Raw genomic sequence first — 21,288 nt, forward strand, 5'->3', positions numbered from 1 at the left:
GGACGCGAGTCGAGAATTTCAGCCCAACTATTGACGCAAAAGCTCTAAAGCCGCCGCTAAATCAGCTGGTAACGGAGCCTGCACTGCCACTTCTAGCCCGGTTCGCGGATGCTTAAACGCCAACCTACTGGCGTGCAGCCATTGCCGCTCCAGTCCCAGCCGGGCGGCTGTCTTCCGATCCGCCCCGTATTCCGTGTCTCCCACCAAGGGATGTCCGATAGCCGCGAGATGCACGCGAATCTGGTGGGTTCTTCCCGTCTCTAGCTGGACTTTCAACAAGGTCGCCCCCGAAAGTTCCTCGGTGACGTCGTAGTGTGTCACTGCGGGCTTGCCCCCGGATACGACCGCCATCTTAAACTCACGCCCCGGCGCTCGTCCGATGGGGGCATCTATGGTTCCCACCGGGGGGTTTACCCTTCCCGTGGCTAGGGCGGTATAAATTTTTTCGACCCGGTGGTAGCGAAACTCGTTTTTCAGTTTGCCGTAGGCCAGTTCTGATTTTGCGACTACCATTGCCCCTGAAGTTCCTGCGTCCAACCGATGCACGATGCCTTCACGTTCCACCGGACCGGAAGTTGACACCGGAATCCCGGCAGCGCGCAACGCCCCAACTACCGTAGGCCCCTCCCAACCGGGGCCGGTGTGAGCGGCGACCCCGGCCGGCTTATCCACCACCACCACATCATCATCAGCATATAAAATTCCCAAGTTTTCCACGCGGGTGACTTCGGGAACATAGCCGATAGGTTCGGGAATTTCGATTTCCAACAGACTTCCCGGGGTCAGTTGATCGGATTTTTTCAGAGTCTCGCCGTTTTGCGTGGCCGCTCCCGATTCCAACAGAGTTCCCGCTTTTGCTCGTGACAGCCCCAAAAGCCGCGACAGCCCCACGTCAGCGCGAAGCCCCGCGAGACCCTCCGGTACCGGCAACAAACGACTCACTAATCTTTATCCTTTTCGAGACCATCCTGATCTGTACCCTCTTCGGCGCACCTCGGTTTGGGTTCGGATTGAGGAGTGGCGAACAGCGGTACGCCGCGAACCAGCAAAACGAAGACTACCGCTACCCCAACAACTACGAAAATGTCAGCCACATTGCCGACGAACCAACCGAAGTAATCGATAAAGTCAACGACCTCTCCGGTACCCCACGTCGGACCTTGGAACCTATCTACCAGGTTCGCCAGTCCCCCTCCCGACACAACCGCCAAGGTGTAAGCCCACATCCGGGTATGTGTCGAGAAGGACAACACAGTCAATATAAACACCAATATCAAGCTAAATATGGTCACGACCAGGGTCTGGCCCTGACCAATGGACAAAGCGGCACCGGGGTTGTGAGTGAGGTGCAAAGTTACGTATGAGCCCAGCAGGGGCTGCGGCTCTGTACCGGCAACCAGGAAACGCTGGGCCAGGCGTTTCGTCATCTGGTCGATACCGCCCACCGCCACCATGATTAAAAGCACCATCAGCCAGCGGGAGAAACGGTGGGAATCTCCCGTCGGCTGATGACTAAAGATGGATTTGAACGACAACTTAGTTGGTCGGGGCAGAGTTCGCCAAGTCCGAAAGAATGCCCTCTAGGAACGAACTCATCTTGGCGCGATACTCGGATTCGAAAGTCTTGAGCTCTTCAATCTTGCGCTCCAACATGCCGCGTTCTTGCTCCAACTGCGCCAGGACGCGGGAATGCTCTTGCTCTGCCTCGGCAATAATTCGATCGGCTTCGACGCGGGCATCGGCAATGATTTCTTCGCCCTTCTTTTGACCGTCTTGCACGTATTCGTCGTGCAGACGTTGCGCCATATCCAGCATTGAGACCGCAGAAGTCGACTCGGGGGCCTCTGCAGTAGCCGGAGCAGATTCCACCACCGGGGTAGGTTCCGGAGCTGCCGGTTCGGGAGCTGTTTCTGCCACTGGTGCCACACCGCTGCTCAGTTCGGCAATCTTGCGATTTGCTTCATCCAGCTCGGCCCGGAGCGCATCACGCTCTTTGGTCAGGGTATCGAGGGTATTCACCACCTCGTCCAAGAAATCGTCCACTTCATCCTGATCATAGCCTTCGCGGAATTTCGTGGGCTGAAACTTCTTGTTGACGATGTCATCTGTGGTGAGCAACGCCATATTCGTCACCTCGTCCGTATCAGGGGGCTTGCGCCCCGATTTCCAAAACCTTTTGGGCCTTCGCACGTTTTGTACAAAAGACATTGTTACACATTTTTTGTTACTTGTGTGAATACTGAGGTTTAAAACTTACTCCGAAAGAGGGGAAATTTGCTAATTGCCCGGAGCGATGAAAATGGATAAACGGCGTCTAAACCATAAAAGTGAGTCTGACCGCCAACCATTGTAGCCCGAACAGGAGGATGAACAACACTAAAAACCCCATGTCAAGCGCCAATCCGCCGATACGCAGCGGAGGTATCAAACGCCCAAAAAAGCGTACCGGCGGATCTGTCAAGGCATAAATCAAGTTAGCCAACACCAAAATGATTCCCCGGGGGCGCCAATCTCTAGCCAAAATCTGGACCCAGTCCAGAACTACCCTCAGAACCAGGATGAAAACATAGACGTTTATCACGTAGTAAATAACAAAGCCGATGAGTCGTACCGTATCCACGCAGACAATCCTACCTGACAGCTCTCGGCTAAGCAGACCAAGGTTCCCCCACCTCTAGACGCGATGGGGGAACCTCAGAATGGAAGGAAATTAGCAGTCACAGAGTCTGCAAAAGGGAGGCCGCGCGATTCGGACTAGCCTCGATGGTCTTAAGGTTCTGCGGGGAAAGCAGGAACACTCGGGTGCCAACTTCCTCAAAAGAACCGCGCAGACCGTAAGTCAAGCCGGAAGCAAAGTCCACCATGCGCTGCGCTTCCTTGGCGGAAAGATAAGCCAGGTTGAGGATGACTGGCACATTGTCGCGCAGGTAATCTCCGATTTCTTTGGCATCCGAGTACGTGGTGGGCTTGGCCGTCGTAATCCGGTCAATAGTGCCGATTGGCGCCTCAGCAGGTGCTTCCGGGTGGGCGTGCGGAGCGGTTTCCGATTCGGTGGAACCGGGAAATTCATGAAGCTCGCCCAAAGGAGCTTCATCTTCGAGGAATTCCTCATCTTCGTAATCGTCGATGTCGGGTTCCCGCAAGCCGACCTTCTCTAAAACGTTACGCAGCGCCAGACCCATAATTTCTCCCCTAGGTTTCGGTGTGATTTGGACAACTGGAATGAGACTATGCGAAAAACGGTGGTTTATTGGGGAATTTTTACGGAGTGTCGCTAATCAGAGCGAAAAATTGCGAAAGCCGCCCCGTCGATGACTGGTAGTCAACGACGGGAACGGTTTCTATTGGGAGAGAGGAAAAAGTTTCGAGCTACGCCGGTATCACCCCTGGAGCGCAGTGGAATTATTTCAAAAAGTCCGGAATGTCGAGTTCATCGTCTGCCGCGATGTCATCAAAGACATGTTCCAAGCGTAGTGCTGGCGCACGCTGTTCCCGGGAGGAATCGACGTAATCCGGTACGCTTGCCGCATCGGGCGACACTGGACGAATCCCGGAGGTAACGGCTAAAGGCTCCCGCTTTGCGTCAGGAATTCCGTTCAGGCCGGTGAGTTTGATTTCCGGTTGATGCGTCTCTGACTTGGGGCGCAAGGTGCCCATCGCCTCGGTTCCAGCGGGGAACTTCGGGGCTTTCAGCTCGGGGACTTTCGTAGCCGGTTCATGGCGGTGCTGAGCCAGCCGAGCCTCTATTCCGTCAAGGATTTCTTCCTTTTCCGGAGTCGTCTCAGCAGTTGCCGGGACGGGCTTCGGCGTCGCCGGAGTTTCCGTATTCGGCTGCGGTGCCGTTCGTTGGCTCGGTTCGCTAGTCCGGGGCGAAGCCGGCGGCTTGGCACTCGGAGCAGCTGGGGCGGGACGCGCTGCTGTGGTACGGGTGGCAGATGACTTCTGAGCGGCATGCGCGGAGGGGACGCTTCCACCCTTACCTTCAAAGCCCGCGGCGATAACCGTGACTTTAATCTCATCAGCAAATTCTTCGTTCGGGGCGTAACCGATAATGACGTTAGCGTCTGGATCGGCCAGTTCGCGAACCATCTGGGCGGCATCGTTCATCTCTTGCATCCCCAGGTCCGTCCCGCCTTGGAAGAAGATGAGCACACGGTCAGCCCCGTCCATAGAGCTTTCCAGCAGCGGCGAAGAAATCGCCATCTCTACTGAGCTGAGAGCCCGGTCCGGGCCAGTAGCGGTGCCAATGCCCATCAGCGCAGTCTTGGCATCTTTCAAAGTGGTGGTCACGTCAGCGAAATCGACATTTATGGTGCCGGGGATGGTGATGATTTCGGTGATGCCCTGCACGGAGGAATGCAAGACCTGGTCAGCAGCACGGAAGGCTTCCAGTACCGAGAGGTTAGCATCCGTAGATTCCAACAGACGTTGGTTAGGAATGACAATGAGGGCATCAACTTGTTCGCGCAGAGCTTCGATACCTCGATCGGCTTGCTGTTCTCGACGACGTCCCTCAAATTGGAAGGGACGAGTAACCACACCAATAGTCAAAGCGCCGAGTTCGCGGGCGATACCGGCCACAATCGGTGCCGCGCCCGTGCCGGTGCCGCCGCCCTCACCAGCGGTGACAAAAACCATGTTGGAATCGCGCAGCGCCTCACGGATATCCTCCTCGTGAGCAGATGCTGCCGCTTTGCCAACTTCGGGATCAGCTCCAGCACCCAACCCGCGGGTGGACTCCCTGCCAATCTCGAGTTTGACATCAGCGTCCGACATCAGCAGGTCTTGTGCATCGGTGTTAATCGCGATGAACTCGACCCCGCGCAGATTTGATTCAATCATCCGGTTTACCGCGTTGACACCGCCGCCCCCGACGCCTACGACGCGGATGACTGCCAGTGGTGCTGGTTCCATCATGGTTTTCCCCTTCCAACCTTAACCTTGAACTTAAGGGTTAAAGTAATGCCGTCTTTTTGACGCCAGAAATTTAGTGAGTGTTGCGCAATTAACCGGGATGTGCTTCGGCGTGTTTTGGAATTTCAGATTTTTGACACAGTTTAATTCCCGGCGGGCACGCTGTTAGACTGCGAAAGGCAAAAACAATTTTCACTATCTAAAGGAAAGACAATGGTTTTTAAAAAAATTGTCAGCCTGGCGGCAGGCCTCGCCGTAGCTTTTTCTCTGACCGCTTGCGGCGGCGATTCATCTCACAACGCCGGCACCGAAGGGGGAAACACCGCGAAAAGCGCGGGCGACAAGTTCGTGGTCGGCTTTGACGCGAACTTCCCGCCTTACGGTTACAAGGACGAAACGACTGGAGAATACACCGGTTTCGACTTGGATCTAGCTGCCGAGGTAGCGAAACGCAACGACTGGACCCTGGAAAAGAAACCTATTGACTGGGATGCCAAAGATATGCAACTCGATTCGGGATCGGTGGACTGCTTGTGGAACGGTTTTACCATGAACGGCCGCGAGGACAAGTACACCTGGTCAAAACCTTATGTAGATAACTCCATTGTTTTTGTAACTCGCAGTGCTGACAACCTGAAAGAAGCCGCGGCTCTGGAGGGCAAGACCGTCATTGTGCAGGCTGATTCTTCCGGTTTGGCAGCTCTGGAGGACGAAGCTAACAAGGATTTGCTCGCTTCGTTCAAAGCCCTGAACAAAGTTCCCGACTACAACAACGCTTTCATGAGTCTGGAAGCCGGGGCGGCCGATGCGGTGGCCGTGGACATCGGTGTCGCCAACTATCAGTTGGAGACGCGAAAGAAGGGACTGTTCACCATCATGGAAAAGCCGGTGCAGACCGAGCAGTACGGCGTGGGCTTCAAACTCGGCAACGAAGCCCTGCGTGACCAGGTGCAAAACACCCTGGATGAGATGATTACGGACGGTAAGTTCAGGGAACTGGCCCAGAAGTACGGCTTGGAAAACGCCGTCATCACCAAGTAAACGTAGCCAAAGTTGAGTTTTCGGTGTCGCTCTTAGAGCGAGACAGCAGTCAGCAGCACCGAAAACTCCTCAGTTTTAGAATGCAACATGAACGAGTGGACTTTCCTTCCTGAACTGGCCTTGGGCTTTGGCCGCACCGTGATTCTGTTCGCGCTGACGCTGGTCATTTCCCTCCCCTTGGGATTACTGGTGTACGCCGGGCGAGTGGTTCCCTTTAAACCCCTGAACTGGATAGTCCAGTTCTATATCTCGATTATGCGCGGCACTCCCCTAATGCTGCAGCTCATGGTCGTTTATTTCGGGCCCTATTATGTGTTCAAAGTGCCTATCAGTGCGTCTTACAATTTTTGGGCTGCCATCATTGCCTTTTCAATCAACTACGCTGCCTATTTCGCCGAAATTTATCGCGGCGGTTTCCAGGCTATCCCCCAAGGGCAAACCGAAGCGGCGTTTGTCCTGGGATATTCCCAGCAGCGCACTTTCTATACCATCAAGTTGCCCCAGATGTTTCGCACGGTGTTGCCTTCCATCACTAACGAAGTCATCACCCTGGTCAAGGACACTTCCCTGGCCCAGGTCATTTCTTTCTTGGAAATGTTTTCTATCGCCAGGGAATACGCCTCCACCACCGCTTCCATGGCACCTTTCGTCGCTGCCGGCATTTTCTATTACGTCTTTAACATGGTGGTGGCCGTGACCATGAACAAGTTGGAAAAACGCGTCAGCAAGTATCAAATCTGAAACAGTCACCAGCAAAGCAGGGAATCATGAGCACCGCACTATCTATTAAAGACATGCACAAGAGCTTCGGCGATTTGGAAGTCCTGAAGGGTGTCTGCGTACAGGTCGAGCAGGGCGAGGTCCTGGCAATCCTGGGCCCTTCCGGTTCGGGGAAGTCCACTTTGCTGCGCTGCGCCACTTTCTTGGACTACATGGATTCCGGGAGCATCGAATACTTTGGAGAAACCGCTCTAACCATGAAAAACGGGGAAAAGACCTCCAGTAGTGATGAAAAACGGTTCCGGCATGACTACGGATTGGTGTTCCAGAATTTCAACCTGTTCCCGCACTGGAACGTCATGCGTAATCTCACCGATGCCCCGATTAAAGTGCAGCATCGCAACCCGGCTGAAGTCCGCATCGAAGCCCAACAACTCCTGGATCGCATGAACCTGGCAGACAAAGGCAACGCTTACCCCTCCGAGCTGAGCGGGGGTCAAAAGCAGCGCGTGGCCATCGCCCGGGCACTCGCGTTGAAACCGCGAATGCTGTACTTTGACGAACCGACTTCCGCGCTGGACCCGGAGCTGACTGGTGAAATCCTAGCTATTATCCGCTCTCTGGCTGATGAACGCATGACGATGGTTATCGTCACTCACGAGATGGAGTTCGCCGCCCAGGTCGCTGACCGTGCCGTTTTCATGGACGGCGGGACCGTACTGGAAGAAGGCCCCGCGGAACAGCTCATTCACCACCCTACTCAGGAGCGCACTCGCCAGTTCCTTCACAAACTCCAGGGCGAACAGCCACACTAACGCCGCTTTTGACCAGGCTGCGGCAAAGCTAAGCAGATTGGGATTCCGGGTGGGACCCGGCAGCCGATGATTCCGCGGCGCTGGCCGAGTCATGCGACATCTGCATCCGCGCCAGGGATGTCAGCATCCGAATCTCGGGACCGAGACGCCGCACGGAGGGGAAATTCGTCTGTTCCAGCCCTCCCAACAGCAGCAAAGCGTCAAATCCTTGGTTGCATTCCAGCAGTGCTCGCGCCCGCAGCAGCCGCGCCATGAACCGAGCGTCCCCTTCGGTTCCTTGCAGCAACAGACCGTCGGGAAGGGGATGCGAATCCAGCAGCCCCAAAGACGAAGACACCTCGACATTGCCGTTACGTTCGTCATAACGGGCTGCCAGCGTGGCGGCTGCTTGGCCCAGCAAATCGCGAGCCTGTGCCACAGTCGGGTGTACCAAGGCGGGAATCTCGTGGAAACGCGAAGTCGGAGCCAGCGACACTTTCAAGGAATACCTTCCGTATCCAGCCCAGTCCAAAGACTCCAAAGCCCCGATGATAGCGCGCATCCCCACCAACAAATCCCACGGATCGTGAGTATGGCGGATTAAACCCAGGTGCCTCTCCAACAGCAGGAGCAGGCGCGGCCACATTCCCGCAACCCCCAGGAACCGGAAATGTTCACTAATCTCGGAAAGCCGGGATTCCTCGCGATCATATTCATAAGCCACCAAGTGCGCTTCCCAAGCGACCTGCCAGGCATCCGTGGCGACCAGCCCGGGCAGCATCACCCGTAGCAGTCGCGCCTTTTGCGGACCGGGAAGCTCATGAGTTAACATCCGCCACGAAACCTGCAACGCCTGTTCAGGGTGGCGTTCCCAAGCCAGTTCTACCTGAGAAATATCGACCGCACGTCCCAGCGCCGGATGATCCGCGGGGGTAATCCCATCGATAGCGCGGTCCAAGAAGTACCGGTCACTAGCGGGGTTCCCTAACGCCTCCCGCATCCGATGACGCAAATAGTCTCCGGCCGCGGACGAGGGTCCCAGGCTATCTTGGAAAGCCTGCAAACCTGCCAGTAAATGATTCAACAGTGACAGGGGAACGTCGGGATGGGTGCAGGCGCTTTCAATAACCTCGGGATAGTACCGGGCGAGCTGCTCCAGCTGGCGTGAATCATATAGTTCCGGGCGGTGCAGCAAACGCGTCAACGTTGAGGAAAATGCTTCCAGCGCCTTACCGGGGTTACGCCCTTCCAAATAGCAGCCAATCAGCTCAATTTCAGCCCCGGCCAGCAAGTCATCGTAGCCGGCGTCACGCGCCGCACTCACCACGTCCAAAGTCGCTTTCGTGCGTGGCAGCCCTGGCGGAATCGAAGCCGCATTCATCAACTGCGTGGCTAACACCGCAGCACTGTAAGAGGCAGAATCATCCGATGCGGAGTCGAAGGAGTAAGCATCATCTGAAAACGTTATGCTCAACAGACTCCCCCTTAAACTATCCGGTTAAACTCACCATACCGGCGCGCGTTGCCCCGGCGCGCGTGACACACCGGGAAACCGGACGGGGAATCTCGTGAATATGCAAGAATGGGTGCTGATGAGCATTTTCGAGTCCGACGGTTTCGTTCCGGGAGTGGATCCAGAGATTCTGGCCAAGCAGATTGGCGACGATCTGGAAACCGCCCTGGGTGAACCCTTGAGTTTAGAGCGCCTGCACCGTTTGGAGGAACTGGCGACTTTGGCTCGAAAACATGGCCTGGACGAAACGGAAACTACCGTCCGCTTGGAACTCGTGTGGGACGCTCTCGAATCCGGCGACACCGAATCTGCCTTAGCCACCCTGTCATGGGTGTTGCAACAGGTCGCGCAGGGCCAGATAGTTCCCAACCAGGCTCAAAACCAGGTCATTGCCCAACAGATGCTGCAAATCCCCACCCTGGCAGCCCGGCACCCCGGCGTGAGCGCGAAACTACTCGAGCACCTGACCTACTGGATGGAATATTTCACGACTGAAGCGGGTATTTCCTTACGTTCCCGCTGGATAACCCGTCACCAGGTGGAACTGGGACGAGGCAACCGCGAAGCCGCACGCGAAGCTCTCGATATTATTTCCGCTCTGGAGGAGGTACCTCGCGAAGTTCGCGATGAAGCGGACTGCCCCCTGCACCATTTTCGTTCCCGCATCGCTTGGGCGGTCAACGCTTCGGAGTTTCCCCAAGCCCTCTCCCTGTACCGCGACGCATTAGAACGTTGCGCCGAGTCAGATTGGCAGTGCATTCAACCGGATGACATCAACCCGCTCTTGATGATGCCGCTGTCTTGGGCGGGCGAGGGCGACGCGGCGTGGCGCGCCCACGAACGTTCTTACCGCCACCAGACCGAAACGTCCCAATATCTCGGCGACATCGCCTCTCACCTGCGTTTTTGTGCGGCTACTTGGAACATTTCCGAGGGCTTGGAACTACTGGAAACCCACGCGCAGTGGTTCTCTAATCCCGAAGATCCTTGGGATTTGCTGGTGGCGACCCGTTCGGCAGCGACTTTCCTGTCCCGAGCCGTGGGGGCGTTCATCGGGACGAGCACGAAAGTGCCACCCCTCGGTTTTACTATCAACGGGTCGAATCGCTGGCTTCCTTTCGAGAGTCTCAATCCGACAGATACTCTGGCGCTGGCACAAGCCCGGCTGGAGTCGGTCGCCATGAAACTTGCTCTGGCTTTTGACTCCCGCAACGCCAACAACACCATGTCCACGCGGGTCATTCAGAGCTTGCACGAAGCCCCGCTGTGTTCTTTCGCTTCGGTAAAAGACCTTTTGAGCGCCCGTTTTGGTGTGAAAAATCTGCTCGCTGAACAGGGCTTGAGCGAAAATAGTCCGGAATGGGTGCTGCCCGACCTAGACGCCCCGTCCTGGTTGCGCCAACCCGTTCCAGAGTTTCGATTGCTGGACTTTTCACAGGCCGCTGCGGTTGAGAAACAGTTGCGAGCTTTCGAGGAATTAGTCGATTTTTCGGCGCTGCCGGCCGCAATCTCTGTTGATAAGGAACGCTTGGTACTGGGGGCAAACCGGGTGACGTTCCTGGCCGCGGCCGGGAAGTGGAACGCCGTTATCGATACGGGCGAACTGCTGCTGGAAATTGGTGAAAGAATTGATGATCATCGTCAATCGCTGCGTTTGGCGTGTTACCTGGTGCAAGCCTATTGGCAGTTGGACGATTTGGGCGCGGCGCGCAACTGGCTGGTGCGAGCTGATGAATTCGTAGATGCTACTGTTTCGGACAAACCTCGCGCGCTATTGGACGATTTGTCCCTGTTGGCGGGATAAACTTTCCTCATGCAACGTTTCACCCTTCCTCCCGTTCCAGATTCTCTGGATGAGTTGTGTGAAGCGTACACAGATGCCACCGGCTCTTACGCGTGGCGTCTGGCTGACCGGATGCTGCGGGCTTTTCCCAATGCTCCCCTCAGTGCGGTCGCGCCCCACCACGCTATTTCGTTCCTGCGATTGCGAGCGACCATTTTGGACGCTTTGGGGGATGTCAGCGCGTGCCGGGCTATCTTTAAGTTCGCCGCTACCCAAGCCGCGGGGGCGGGCGATATTGTGTCTCAAGCGGCCGCCCTCGCGCAGCTGCACGTAGACCGGTCTTTCCGTCTCGATGATGACACCGAACACGGCTCACCTTTCGTAGGGGCAATTCGCCAAGATTTGCGAGACATCGTGGATTTGCTGTTGGATAACCCCGCGGCGATAACCCAAAATCCTGATTTGACCACCGCTACCCTCGCCCATCTGGTTCACGGGTTCGCCCTCATCGGCGCCAACGCCGATGGGCGGGAAACCCTGGACCAAGCTCGAGTCATCTGTCCCGAAAAAGAATCCCTCAAAGCCTGTTTGGACCTGGCTGACGCCGTGTTGTTGGCTTGCAGCGGGCAAATTGATGAGGCCTTAGAATTCGGCGAGCTTATCTTAGGGCGTGATTCCGAGGATCCCCTGGCTCTGCAGGTCGAGGTGCGTGAGTTCCTGGGGACCTGGTATCGGGCTATCGGACGTCACGTGGACGCGGCCAACCACCTCAGAATTGTGACCGACCTGTGCCGGGACTACGACCTGCCCTATATGGCTCTCGTTGCGGCAATGGAACAGATTTCTTCCCTGGTGGAATTGAACAAACTGGAAATTGTAGTTGATTTGGCTTCGTGGGCTCTGGACGTAGCCCACGATCTCGGCATCAATAACGAGGTGGTGCGAACCTTGGACATCGTCTTGGTCCAAAGTTTGGCCAGTTTGGGGCGTCACATTCAGGCCGTCAACTGTGCTGAAATCGCCGGCACGCGAGCGCGGGAGCACGGGGATGTGGATACCGCCATTCTGCTCTATGAAATGGGAGCCAAGTCCGCCCGAATCAGCGGGGATCAGGCTCGCGCCGCAAACCTCTACGGTTTTTGCGCCGAACTCGCCGGCGGCGAAATTTCGTTGCAAGCCCGTTTCCTCCGCAAAGAATCTGCAGCCATTTTGGCCACCGTAGGACTGAAACCACCCCGAGAAGAGCCCTCCGAGGAACCTTGTGCAGTTCCCCACACAGCGGAAACCACCGCCGCGAGAGCGGACACTGAAACCCTAAAACACCTCGAGATGGACCCGGATGTTAATTCCATCGAGGCACGTACCGCACTGTCCTTAGCGAAAGACCTCATGGATGAAGCCCTCTCCCTGCTGATGTCCACCCCGAAAGGAGAACGCGACCTCGCCGCCCCGGAACTCGCCAAGTGGAATGAGCTGCGTGCTTGGATGGCTGGGGTCGAGGACGGTGCTCAGCCATCGGTCGCGTCTGACGAAAGTGCGCCACCGTCGGATTTGCCCCAGGAGGACGATGCGTAATGGTCAATCGGATGGATACCACGCTACTGCTACCGGATTTAGCCAACCAGTATGCCACCGCATCCCACTCTGTCAGCTTGCGCCTGTTGGCTTATGCCCTGCAGTCTTTCCCCCTAGCCGAGCCTTTTGCCCCCAGCCCCAATCGCAGCGAGACAGAAAATCTGAATATTTTGCGTCTCTGGGCAGACATGCTGGTGGCTCGCGGTGAAAACGGCGCGGCTGCCTCCACTTGGAAGCAAGTCGCGGTGTGGTGTCACCATCTGGACGACTTGCAAGGCGCCACCTACGCCCTGGTGCAAGCCCATGCCCTGCTGCTGCCCCAGATTCCCCCGGCGGAGGCTTCCGACACCGCGGCGCAGCTGATTAAGTTCCTCACCAGAGTCCCCGATTCGCTGGAAAAGTCTGAATCGATGATTGTTTTGGCAACCAGTCTGCTGGAACTGGGGGATTTGCGAGCCGCCCAAATCCTTCGCGACGAAGCGGCCGGCAGCACCGCGCAAATTCGCCTGGATTCTGCGCTGTTACAAGCGAAAATATTCCTGGCTCAGGGACACCGGGAACAGGCACAGTTTTTCCTTGACGATTTGGAATGCAACCCGGGGATATTTTCTGACGTGCAAGGTGCCCGCATGACTATTGGCATGTTTCGCCTGAGCCTAGATCAGGACAGCGGAAACCTCACCGCGGCGCTGGAGCGAGTGAAAACGTTATCCCAGCAGGCTAAATCAGAGGGTCTGCTGCTCCAACAAGCCCTGCTGAGCGCCACGCGTACTGAGCTCAGCGCCGAAATACACCTGGATCAGGAGGTCATCGTCCACGGCATCGAAACCCTCCAACTCTTTGACCAGCTGAATCTGGGAGAAACTCGCCGCATCGGCATCAAAGCGATACTGGCTCGTTCGCTAGCGCGAATGGGGCGCGCCAAGAAAGGCATTGAATATGCCGAGGAAGTGTCGGCTTGGGCGCAGCGCCACGAAAACCTGGCACTGGAGCAAGAATTTACGGTCATCGCCGCAGACTTGGCGGCGCGCGACCTGCAAGGTATCCGCGCCGCCGGGCTCTATGGCTGCGCCGCGGATTTGTACAGCGAACAACCGCTCTTGCGGGCTCGCTACCTGCGAAAATGCGCGGTGCAACTGGTTTATTCCGCCGGGTCGGACCGGGAAACCACTATCCGCTGGGCGCTTTCGCTGCTGCGCGAAGCCGGGGATTTGCTCCACGGCATGGAACGCGACGGCGAAGTAGCCGCGGAACTCTCCGCTTGGGAATTCGACCGCCTGTGGATTCGCACCCGGAAATAGCCACCCTGCCCTGCAAGCCAATGACAGGCACGGCTGGTACCTCCGAAAAGACGACCGCACCCTGGTCTTAATCTGAACCGTAAGATAAAATATTGCTGAGTTTGGGTGTTTTGGAAGGCGGTTTCAACGATGAAAGCAAATTTGGTGATTCATCGAATTGTTGCCCTATTTCTCAGTCTCGCAGTCGTGGCTCACTCCGGGTTCGCGTTGTGGCAGCTGTACCTGAGCGGCAAAACATTTTACCCCTCAGGTAACACCGCTATTTACTATGCGTCGATTCCCCTTCCCTCCCAGCTGGCCGTGCTGGTCCTGGCGCTGGCTTCGTTTGGTTTCGTAGCTGCCTCCATTAAGCACGGGTTTTCTGTAGGGTGGCTCCTCCCGGCGCTGGTCCTTTCCACGCTTTGCCTTGTGGTGACCGGAATCGTGGGTCTGATTATGGCCATGCTGAGCCTCGTCACCGCCGCAGCCTACAGCTTGGTACGGCTGGTGCCCAAACTGGCTCGCGCCAAAACCCCGAGCCCGAGGTCAGTCTCCTAGGACGTAAAAACAGTGTGGGGCCGGTCAATCGTCAACCAGCCCCACGACTTTGTCAGCTCCCTAGCCGTTATTCTTTAAAGCGTTGAGCCGCGCTGCAACTTCCGCGTCTGCCGCGGACACATCCAGGGCGGCGAACTGCGCCTCCAGGGATTCGCTCTCTCCCGCCAGCTCGGCCTGACCGGCCGCCATGGCCTCGGCCCGGCGGACCTTTTCCTCAAAACGCCCCAGTTCGGAAGTCGGATCCATAATGTTAATCTTGGACACGGCCTGCTGCACCTGGGTTTGCGTGGCCGCGGTCTTCGAGCGAGCCACCAACGAGTCCCGCTTCGACTTCAACTCCTCCAACTGCATCTTCATCGTGTTCAGCCCGGACTTGAGCTTATCCACCGTGGCGGTCTGGGAAGCAATAATCGGAGCCGCTTCCTCGACCTCCTTTTCAAAGCTAATCTGTTTCGTGATGGCAACCTTCGCCAGGTTGTCCATCTTGTCGGCTTCGGCCGCGTTCCCGGCAGCTCGCAGTTCATCGGCTTTTTTGGAAGCCGCCGCAGCTTTCGCCCCCCACTCGGTGGCGGCCTGCTGATCCTCATCGCGGTCGCGTTCGGCCAAACGCAGATTCCCAATCGTTTGCGCCACCGCCTGTTCAGCCTCCGCGATTTCATTGGTGTAATCACGTACCAGCTGGTCAAGCAGCTTTTCGGGGTCCTCTGCTTTGTCCAGCAGCGAGTTGATATTAGCCTTGGTAATTTGGGCAATACGCCCCAAAATAGATTGCTTTTCAGCCATTTTCTGTCCTTCCAGTCGAGCGGCTTGTGCGTTTTAACGCTATCGCACCCGCCGACACGACCACTCACCCTTTGGGGTGATTTTTCGTTCCAGAATCGTTCGCCAGACGGATTTGTTGGTAGTTGCAGCTCAGGTCACAAGGCTGGGTCGGCAGGTTTTCGGTTCTGGCGGTTTTCCGACTAAACTCTTGGGGTGATTACTGCCACTGACCTCACCTTGCGGATTGCGGACCGTGTCCTGATGGAACACGCCTCGTTCCAGGTCAACAAGGGTATGCGGGTCGGTTTGGTGGGACGTAACGGCGCCGGCAAAACCACCCTGATGAGACTGCTGAGCGGTACCGGGCTGCCCGACGCTATTCAGGTTGAAGGAACCGTGTCCCGGTCTACCACCCCGGGTTACCTTCCCCAGGACCCTCGGGAAGTCGATCCTGACCAGATCGTGCGCGACCACATTTTGAGCGTGCGCGGACTCGATGTCATCGAAGCCAGAATCCGTAAGGCGGAAGAGGCGATGAGCCGCGAAACGGGCGAAAAACAGCAAAAGGCCATGGAAAAATATGTGCGCCTGGATCAGGAGTTTCATATGTCCGGCGGCTACGCGGCAGCTTCCGAAGCCGCACAAATAGCCGCTAACTTAGGGATTTCCAACGAAACGTTACGCCAGTCTTTGGGGACGCTCTCCGGGGGGCAACGCCGCCGGGTCGAGCTGGCGCGCGTGCTGTTTTCCGGGACGGACACCCTGCTGTTGGATGAGCCCACCAACCACTTAGACCACGATTCCATAGTGTGGCTGCGCAGTTACCTGCGTTCGTTTCCCGGCGGGGTCCTGATTATTTCGCACAACGTGAAACTTTTGGACGAAACCTTAAATCAGGTTTTGTACCTCGATGCGATGCGCGGCGCGTTGGACGTGTACCACATGGGCTGGAAAGCCTATTTACAAGCCCGCGCGGACGATGAGGCGCGGCGGAAAAGGGAACGGGCGGTAGCGGAAAAGAAAGCCGCAGCCTTACAAGCCCAAGGTGAGCGCCTGCACGCGAAAGCCACCAAGGCCGTGGCGGCCCAACAGATGCTGCGCCGCGCGGCGCAGCTGCTGGAAAATACCCAGGCGGAAGGCCCGAAAGAAAAAGTCGCCAAACTCGATTTCCCGCAGCCCCAGCCTTGTGGGAAAGTTCCCCTAGCTGCTGAGGGTATTTCCAAAACCTACGGTTCCCTGGAAGTCTTTACCGACCTGACGCTGGCTATCGACCGCGGCTCAAAAGTGGTGGTGTTAGGGTTCAACGGTGCAGGGAAAACGACCATGTTGCGTATCTTGGCTGGTCTGGAGACCAGCGACACCGGACGGGTGGTTCCCGGTCACGGATTGAAACTCGGATATTACGCCCAGGAACACGAAACCCTAGACGATTCCCTGTCCGTGGTAGAGAATCTGCGCCAAGCCGCTCCGGAACTTGACGACACCCAGGTGCGTTCCCTGCTGGGACAGTTCCTGTTCTCCGGGGCGGACGCCGACAAGCCCACCGCGGTGCTGTCCGGCGGGGAAAAGACGCGCCTAGCTCTGGCGACGTTGGTGGTGAGCGGGGCGAACGTGCTGCTGCTGGACGAACCGACCAATAACCTGGACCCCGCCTCCCGGGAGGAAATCCTGAACTCCTTAGCCACCTATGAGGGCGCGGTAATCCTGGTCACCCACGATCCGGGAGCGGTGAAAGCGCTGGACCCGCAACGGGTCCTGCTGCTGCCCGATGGCGATGAGGACCTGTGGGACGAAACTTATCTGGAACTCGTTGAGGTGGATTAAACCGTGGTCTCTCAACGCCACACGAAACGATAAACTGTTTGAGACAGACTAGAGAGGAAAACTGATGCGTTACCAAAAGACAGTCGCCAGCGTACTGGGGGCGGCGCTGCTTGTCGCGGCGTTGAGCGGATGTGCTGGCACGAAACAGACTCTGGACAACCCCGACAGTGCTTACCTCAAGCAAAAAGATTCTCTGCCGACGATGGTGAAACAGTTTTCCGGCCCGAACCTAGCCATTATTTTGGGTGGGTTAAAGATTAAGGGCGACAGCCTGAAAGTGTATGACGAGGAAACGACCGCTTCGTTCCGCTCCGCGGAACATCAAGCCTTGGATCCGCTGCGAGAGACTACCTTTAAGCCCGAGATGTGCCAGCAAAAGTTCATCGACTCCTATACTGACAAACCAGAAATCCCCGCGGCTTTTTCCCAAGCCAATCTCAACAATCACGCTACAGTAGTGCGCTCTCAACTGCGAGCCTACCCGTCCGTGGCGCAGGCTCAAAAAGCGATTCAAGTCCAGCGGGATTTGGCTCAAGCCTGCCCTACTTATGCGGTGACAGCTCCCGGAGGCGCCAGCTCCCAGCAAACCACCGCCGCGGCGGATTATCCGCTTGACGGAGCCCAAGACGGCTTGATGATGACTTACGGAACGGACCGCGGTGAAGGCCAGGTTGCCCCCACCGAAGTCGGGGTGTTTCAGCGAGTCGGCAACTTGGAAATTCGGGTGTATTTTGATGGCAAAAATCCCGTCATGGATGCCAACGAGGCTCGCGCCGAATTGCAGGAATTCGTAACATATCTGGGCCAAGCTCTGATTGCGAAAGCAAAGTAGCTACCGGAGGAAGCCTCATCCCGGTTCCAAAAGTTTCTGGTGGCGGCCTGCCTGGAGCTGGCGGCGTCAGCTGCGCGGAGTGCCGCTGATGTAAGGCTTGGGAATGGGGGCTTCGTCGCCCAAACGCGCCGCCCAGGCTAGGGGCAGCGACGGGTCAGTCAGCAAAGGCCGACCGACCTGGACCACGGAAGCTTGACCGTTGACCAAAATCTGTTCAGCTTGTGCCGGTTCAGTAATCATACCGACAGCCGAAACGGGCAGAGGCCCCCGGTCTTGAATCTCGGTGGCGTATTTCACCTGGTACCCCGGTGCCTGCGGAATCTCTACCCCGTCAATCAGCCCGCCGGTGGACACGTCGATAAAGTCAACCCCGAAAGCGGCCAAATCCTGGACAATCCGACCCCAGTCCTCCAGAGTAACGTCGCGCTGTAGCCCAAATGCTCCGCTGGGAACCCAGTTCGTCGCCGAAATCCGCATTAGGAGCGGGAACTTTTCCCCCAACTCTGCTCGGATTGCAATGACAAGTTCACGCCAAAAGCGGAAACGCCCGTGTAAATCCCCGCCGTATTCATCGGTGCGTTGGTTAGTCAGCGGAGAAATGAACTGACTCAACAGGTAACCGTGGGCGCCGTGAAGTTCCACAAAATCGAAACCGGCGGCCAAAGCGCGGCGGATGGCGCAGACGAAATCCGCTTGAGTTTTGCGTATATCCGCAGGGGTCATTTCGCGGGGAACCTCGTGGCGAGAGGTAAACGGAATCGGGCTGGGCGCGACGGTATGCCAGCCTATGCCTCCCAGGGAGGAGTCCTCGGGAGCCAGGGGCGTGCCGGAAGGAGACGTGGAGGCTTTCCTGCCGGCGTGAGAAATCTGGATACCGGCAGCCGCACCGCCCTCCTTGATGAGGGTGGCCAACCGGGCAAAAGCAGGAATTTTTTCGTCCCGGTCCAGCATCAAATCAAAGGGGGTGATGCGCCCCTCCGGGCTGACTGCGGTCGCTTCCACGATGACGGCGCCCACCCCGCCTGATGCCCTGGCTCCATAATGAACTTCGTGCCAATCGTTAGGCCACCCCGCGGACGGCCCCTCGGAAGATGCCGTAAATTGGCACATCGGAGGCATCCACAGACGATTGCGGGTCTCGAGGTTTTTCAGCCGAAACGGCGTAAAAAGGTGGGACATGGGGTAATTCTAACAAGAGCCGGGACATCTTTGTTGCGCAAGCTATCCCGGTAGCTGTCCCAAAATCGTCAAATACGATGCGCACTGCACAGATTTGCAGTACTCAACAGAAAACGCCTAGTTAGGTGCCTGTAATCAAATCACACGTTGAAACCGAGGGCCCGCAGCTGCTCACGGCCATCCTCGGTGATTTTGTCCGGGCCCCACGGCGGCAGCCACACCCAGTTAATGGACACGGTTTTCACCAAATCTTCCAGCACGAAACGGCACTGGCGCTCAATCATATCCGTCAGCGGACAGCCGGCAGAGGTCAGGGTCATATCAATAACCAGGTCGTCTCCGTCCAAGTGCAGCCCGTAAAGCAACCCCAAATCCACGATGTTGATGCCCAGTTCCGGGTCGATAACGTCCTTCAGGAGCTCCACGATTTCTTCCACCAAGGCACGTTGCTGTTCGGAGAGCTCCGCGCCGGGATTCGCCACGACATCTGCCGCTATCCCGTCAACTACGGTTGCCGACTCTGCTGGTGCGGCGCTGACCTCTGATTCCACCGCCGCACTGGCGTGCGGAGTACCCAGCTCGTCCAATAGCTCTTTACTCAAGGGTTCTTCACTCATTGGTCTACTCCTTTGTCGTTTGAGGGGTTTCAGGGTCACAAGTCCGGTTCATGACTTTCGGGTCACAGTGCGACGCAGTTTGGGTGCCGCCGCCGGTTCCATCCGTCGCCACAGCTTGGGCCAGCGCATCTTTCAATGCCATCCACCCCAACAGCGCGCATTTCACGCGGTTGACGTAGCGGGAAACTCCTTCCAGGCTGGAGGCATCGCCCAGACGATCGAGCAAATCCTCGTCCACGCCCCGGCCTCGTGAATGCATCATTTCGTTGAAATCCTGTTCCAGCCCGTGCACAGTTTCCAGGTCTTGGCCCTGCACCAGCTCCCACATCATCGACAGGGAGGCCTGCGAAATCGAGCAGCCGTGTCCGTCCCACACCAGGTTGCGCAACTTTCCGTCAGCCACTTCCACCTGTAGCGTAACCTCGTCTCCGCAGGTCGGATTGACCTGGTGGGAACTGGCAGCCCAGCCGGGCAGGGTGCCAGCGCCATGCCGAGCCTTGGACTGCTCCAAGATGAGCTGCTGATACAGGTTTTCCAGTTCGTTCACTTGTGTTCCTTCTGTCTATTCAGCTATCCCCTGGCGTGACACCAAAGAACTTTGCGGCCTGCGGAAGCGCTTGCAGCCAGCGGTCAATCTCATCAATAGTCGTGGTGGGGCTGAACGTGGCCCGCGTGGAGGCGTTCACACCAAAGAAACGATGCAGCGGAATGGCACAATGATGGCCGACTCGCACCGCCACCCCTTGCGAATCCAAGTATTGCCCCAGGTCATGAGGGTGAATCCCTTCCATTTCGAAGGACAACACCCCGGCGCGATGCGTCATGTCAGTAGGGCCCAGCAGCTTCACGCCGGGAATCTCCACCAGCCTCGGCAGGGCGTAAGCGGTGAGGGCCTGCTCGTGAGCAGCGACCCGCTCCATCCCCAGCCCCTGCAGGTACTTGCACGCGGCGGCCCAACCCACAATCTGGGCGACCGGTTGGGTGCCAGCCTCAAAGCGGTAGGGTGCCGGCATGAAAGTTGTTTCCTCCACCGTCACGTTTTCAATCATGGAACCACCGCTGAGGAGCACCGGCAGCTGTTCGAGCAGCTCACGGCGCCCCCACAAGGCTCCCACCCCGGTGGGGCCGAGCATCTTGTGGGCGGAAAAACACGCGAAATCAACTCCGAGCTGATCAACTTCCAGCGGCAGGTGAGCACTGGATTGGCAAGTGTCCATGACGACGATGGCACCGACCGCCCGGGCGGTGGCAATAATTGGCGCAATGTCCGTCACCGCCCCGGTCACGTTAGACAGGTGCGTGAACGCAACGACCCGCGTGCGCGGCGTAATGACGTCCTCTAGGTGGCACACGTCCAGGCGCCCGTCGGGGGTCAACTCGATGACTTTCGTGACGGCTCCAGTGCGTTTGGCCACCAGCTGCCACGGCACCAGATTGGCGTGATGTTCCGCCCTGGTGAACACGATTTCATCGCCCGGTTGCAAGGCAAAAGGTCCGCCCGCACGTTCCCAAGTGGCGGCTGCAAAACCGTAAGCCACTAGGTTCAGCGCCTCGGTCGCTCCCGAGGTCCACACGATTTCTTCGGGGTCGCTCACGCCTAAGAAGTCCGCGACGTCCTGGCGAGCATCTTCAAACAAAGCCGTGGCTTCGTCGCCGAGCTGGTGAGTCCCCCGGTGTACCGCCCCATTGTGGCGGCGGTAAAAGTCGTCAATGGCCTCCAACACGACCGCCGGCTTTTGCGAGGTTGCCCCAGAGTCCAGATAGTCAAGGGGCGAGCCATCGCGTCCCGAAACGCTGAGAATCGGGAAATCCGCACGAATCCGAGCGAGCTCCGCCTCGCTGAAATCTGTCGCCGGGCCTGTTACCATGACAATTCTTTCCCTTCGCCGCTCGCGC

The 21,288-nt window shown here is 57.3% G+C and carries 21 protein-coding genes; 9 read left to right on the plus strand and 12 right to left on the minus strand.

Annotated elements, in window-relative coordinates:
- Positions 1-27 precede the first annotated feature (27 nt).
- The 6 genes from Q0V70_RS03695 to ftsZ form a co-directional block, all read right to left on the minus strand.
- A complete protein-coding gene (locus tag Q0V70_RS03695; RefSeq protein ID WP_297588487.1) occupies positions 28-942 on the minus strand; it encodes an RluA family pseudouridine synthase in 915 nt (304 codons plus the stop codon).
- Positions 942-1,469 carry a signal peptidase II gene (locus tag Q0V70_RS03700; protein ID WP_297588488.1) on the minus strand — a complete coding sequence of 176 codons (528 nt, stop codon included), beginning with the start codon at positions 1,467-1,469 and terminating at the stop codon, positions 942-944. The genes Q0V70_RS03695 and Q0V70_RS03700 overlap by 1 nt, the downstream gene beginning before the upstream one ends.
- 67 nt (positions 1,470-1,536) lie before the next feature.
- On the minus strand, positions 1,537-2,124 hold the full coding sequence (locus tag Q0V70_RS03705) for a DivIVA domain-containing protein (RefSeq protein ID WP_297588490.1): 588 nt from the start codon (positions 2,122-2,124) through the stop codon (positions 1,537-1,539).
- 190 nt (positions 2,125-2,314) lie between these two features.
- Entirely contained in the window at positions 2,315-2,620 is a 306-nt protein-coding gene (locus Q0V70_RS03710) for a YggT family protein (RefSeq protein WP_297588492.1), read from the minus strand.
- A gap of 97 nt (positions 2,621-2,717) precedes the next feature.
- Positions 2,718-3,182, minus strand: coding sequence for a cell division protein SepF (gene sepF / locus Q0V70_RS03715; RefSeq protein WP_297588494.1), 465 nt, complete (start codon positions 3,180-3,182; stop codon positions 2,718-2,720).
- Positions 3,183-3,402: 220 nt separating this feature from the next.
- The gene (ftsZ, locus tag Q0V70_RS03720) at positions 3,403-4,914 is read right to left on the minus strand and encodes a cell division protein FtsZ (protein WP_297588628.1); all 1,512 of its coding nucleotides are present in this window, start codon (positions 4,912-4,914) and stop codon (positions 3,403-3,405) included.
- 213 nt (positions 4,915-5,127) lie between these two features.
- Here ftsZ and Q0V70_RS03725 point away from each other — a divergent pair, with 213 nt between their 5' ends.
- From Q0V70_RS03725 to Q0V70_RS03735, 3 genes are all read left to right on the plus strand, one after another.
- Positions 5,128-5,955 carry a transporter substrate-binding domain-containing protein gene (locus tag Q0V70_RS03725; protein ID WP_297588497.1) on the plus strand — a complete coding sequence of 276 codons (828 nt, stop codon included), beginning with the start codon at positions 5,128-5,130 and terminating at the stop codon, positions 5,953-5,955.
- 87 nt (positions 5,956-6,042) lie between these two features.
- On the plus strand, positions 6,043-6,696 hold the full coding sequence (locus tag Q0V70_RS03730) for an amino acid ABC transporter permease (RefSeq protein WP_297346604.1): 654 nt from the start codon (positions 6,043-6,045) through the stop codon (positions 6,694-6,696).
- A 26-nt stretch (positions 6,697-6,722) separates the two neighbouring features.
- A complete protein-coding gene (locus tag Q0V70_RS03735; RefSeq protein ID WP_297588500.1) occupies positions 6,723-7,490 on the plus strand; it encodes an amino acid ABC transporter ATP-binding protein in 768 nt (255 codons plus the stop codon).
- A 28-nt stretch (positions 7,491-7,518) separates the two neighbouring features.
- On the opposite strand, the gene Q0V70_RS03740 is transcribed toward Q0V70_RS03735, so the two are convergent.
- Entirely contained in the window at positions 7,519-8,943 is a 1,425-nt protein-coding gene (locus Q0V70_RS03740; RefSeq protein WP_297588502.1) for a hypothetical protein, read from the minus strand.
- A 100-nt stretch (positions 8,944-9,043) separates the two neighbouring features.
- On the opposite strand from Q0V70_RS03740, the gene Q0V70_RS03745 reads away from it, so the two are divergent.
- From Q0V70_RS03745 to Q0V70_RS03760, 4 genes are all read left to right on the plus strand, one after another.
- On the plus strand, positions 9,044-10,786 hold the full coding sequence (locus tag Q0V70_RS03745) for a hypothetical protein (RefSeq protein WP_297588630.1): 1,743 nt from the start codon (positions 9,044-9,046) through the stop codon (positions 10,784-10,786).
- Between the two features lie 9 nt (positions 10,787-10,795).
- The gene (locus Q0V70_RS03750) at positions 10,796-12,340 is read left to right on the plus strand and encodes a hypothetical protein (RefSeq protein WP_297588505.1); all 1,545 of its coding nucleotides are present in this window, start codon (positions 10,796-10,798) and stop codon (positions 12,338-12,340) included.
- An 11-nt stretch (positions 12,341-12,351) separates the two neighbouring features.
- Positions 12,352-13,641, plus strand: a complete 1,290-nt coding sequence (locus Q0V70_RS03755) for an exopolyphosphatase (RefSeq protein WP_297588507.1) — start codon at positions 12,352-12,354, stop codon at positions 13,639-13,641.
- Between the two features lie 129 nt (positions 13,642-13,770).
- Positions 13,771-14,178, plus strand: a complete 408-nt coding sequence (locus Q0V70_RS03760) for a hypothetical protein (RefSeq protein ID WP_297588510.1) — start codon at positions 13,771-13,773, stop codon at positions 14,176-14,178.
- 60 nt (positions 14,179-14,238) lie between these two features.
- Here the strand turns inward: Q0V70_RS03760 and Q0V70_RS03765 are convergent, their stop codons facing one another.
- Complete coding sequence (locus tag Q0V70_RS03765; protein ID WP_297588514.1) at positions 14,239-14,961, minus strand: PspA/IM30 family protein; 723 nt, start codon at positions 14,959-14,961, stop codon at positions 14,239-14,241.
- 192 nt (positions 14,962-15,153) lie between these two features.
- On the opposite strand from Q0V70_RS03765, the gene Q0V70_RS03770 reads away from it, so the two are divergent.
- The gene (locus Q0V70_RS03770; RefSeq protein WP_297588518.1) at positions 15,154-16,764 is read left to right on the plus strand and encodes an ABC-F family ATP-binding cassette domain-containing protein; all 1,611 of its coding nucleotides are present in this window, start codon (positions 15,154-15,156) and stop codon (positions 16,762-16,764) included.
- 64 nt (positions 16,765-16,828) lie between these two features.
- Entirely contained in the window at positions 16,829-17,596 is a 768-nt protein-coding gene (locus tag Q0V70_RS03775; protein ID WP_297588521.1) for a hypothetical protein, read from the plus strand.
- Positions 17,597-17,662: 66 nt separating this feature from the next.
- Here Q0V70_RS03775 and Q0V70_RS03780 read toward each other — a convergent pair whose 3' ends face one another.
- The 4 genes from Q0V70_RS03780 to Q0V70_RS03795 form a co-directional block, all read right to left on the minus strand.
- Entirely contained in the window at positions 17,663-18,775 is a 1,113-nt protein-coding gene (locus Q0V70_RS03780; RefSeq protein WP_297588523.1) for an NADH:flavin oxidoreductase/NADH oxidase, read from the minus strand.
- 140 nt (positions 18,776-18,915) lie between these two features.
- Entirely contained in the window at positions 18,916-19,392 is a 477-nt protein-coding gene (locus tag Q0V70_RS03785) for a metal-sulfur cluster assembly factor (protein WP_297588527.1), read from the minus strand.
- A gap of 4 nt (positions 19,393-19,396) precedes the next feature.
- Positions 19,397-19,939 carry a Fe-S cluster assembly sulfur transfer protein SufU gene (gene sufU / locus Q0V70_RS03790; RefSeq protein WP_297588529.1) on the minus strand — a complete coding sequence of 181 codons (543 nt, stop codon included), beginning with the start codon at positions 19,937-19,939 and terminating at the stop codon, positions 19,397-19,399.
- Positions 19,940-19,958: 19 nt separating this feature from the next.
- Positions 19,959-21,260: an aminotransferase class V-fold PLP-dependent enzyme gene (locus Q0V70_RS03795; protein WP_297588532.1), complete on the minus strand. Its 1,302-nt coding sequence runs from the start codon at positions 21,258-21,260 to the stop codon at positions 19,959-19,961.
- Between the last annotated feature and the right edge of the window lie 28 nt (positions 21,261-21,288).

This window comes from uncultured Mobiluncus sp., assembly GCF_947087965.1.
In the GTDB taxonomy this organism is placed as follows: domain Bacteria; phylum Actinomycetota; class Actinomycetes; order Actinomycetales; family Actinomycetaceae; genus Mobiluncus.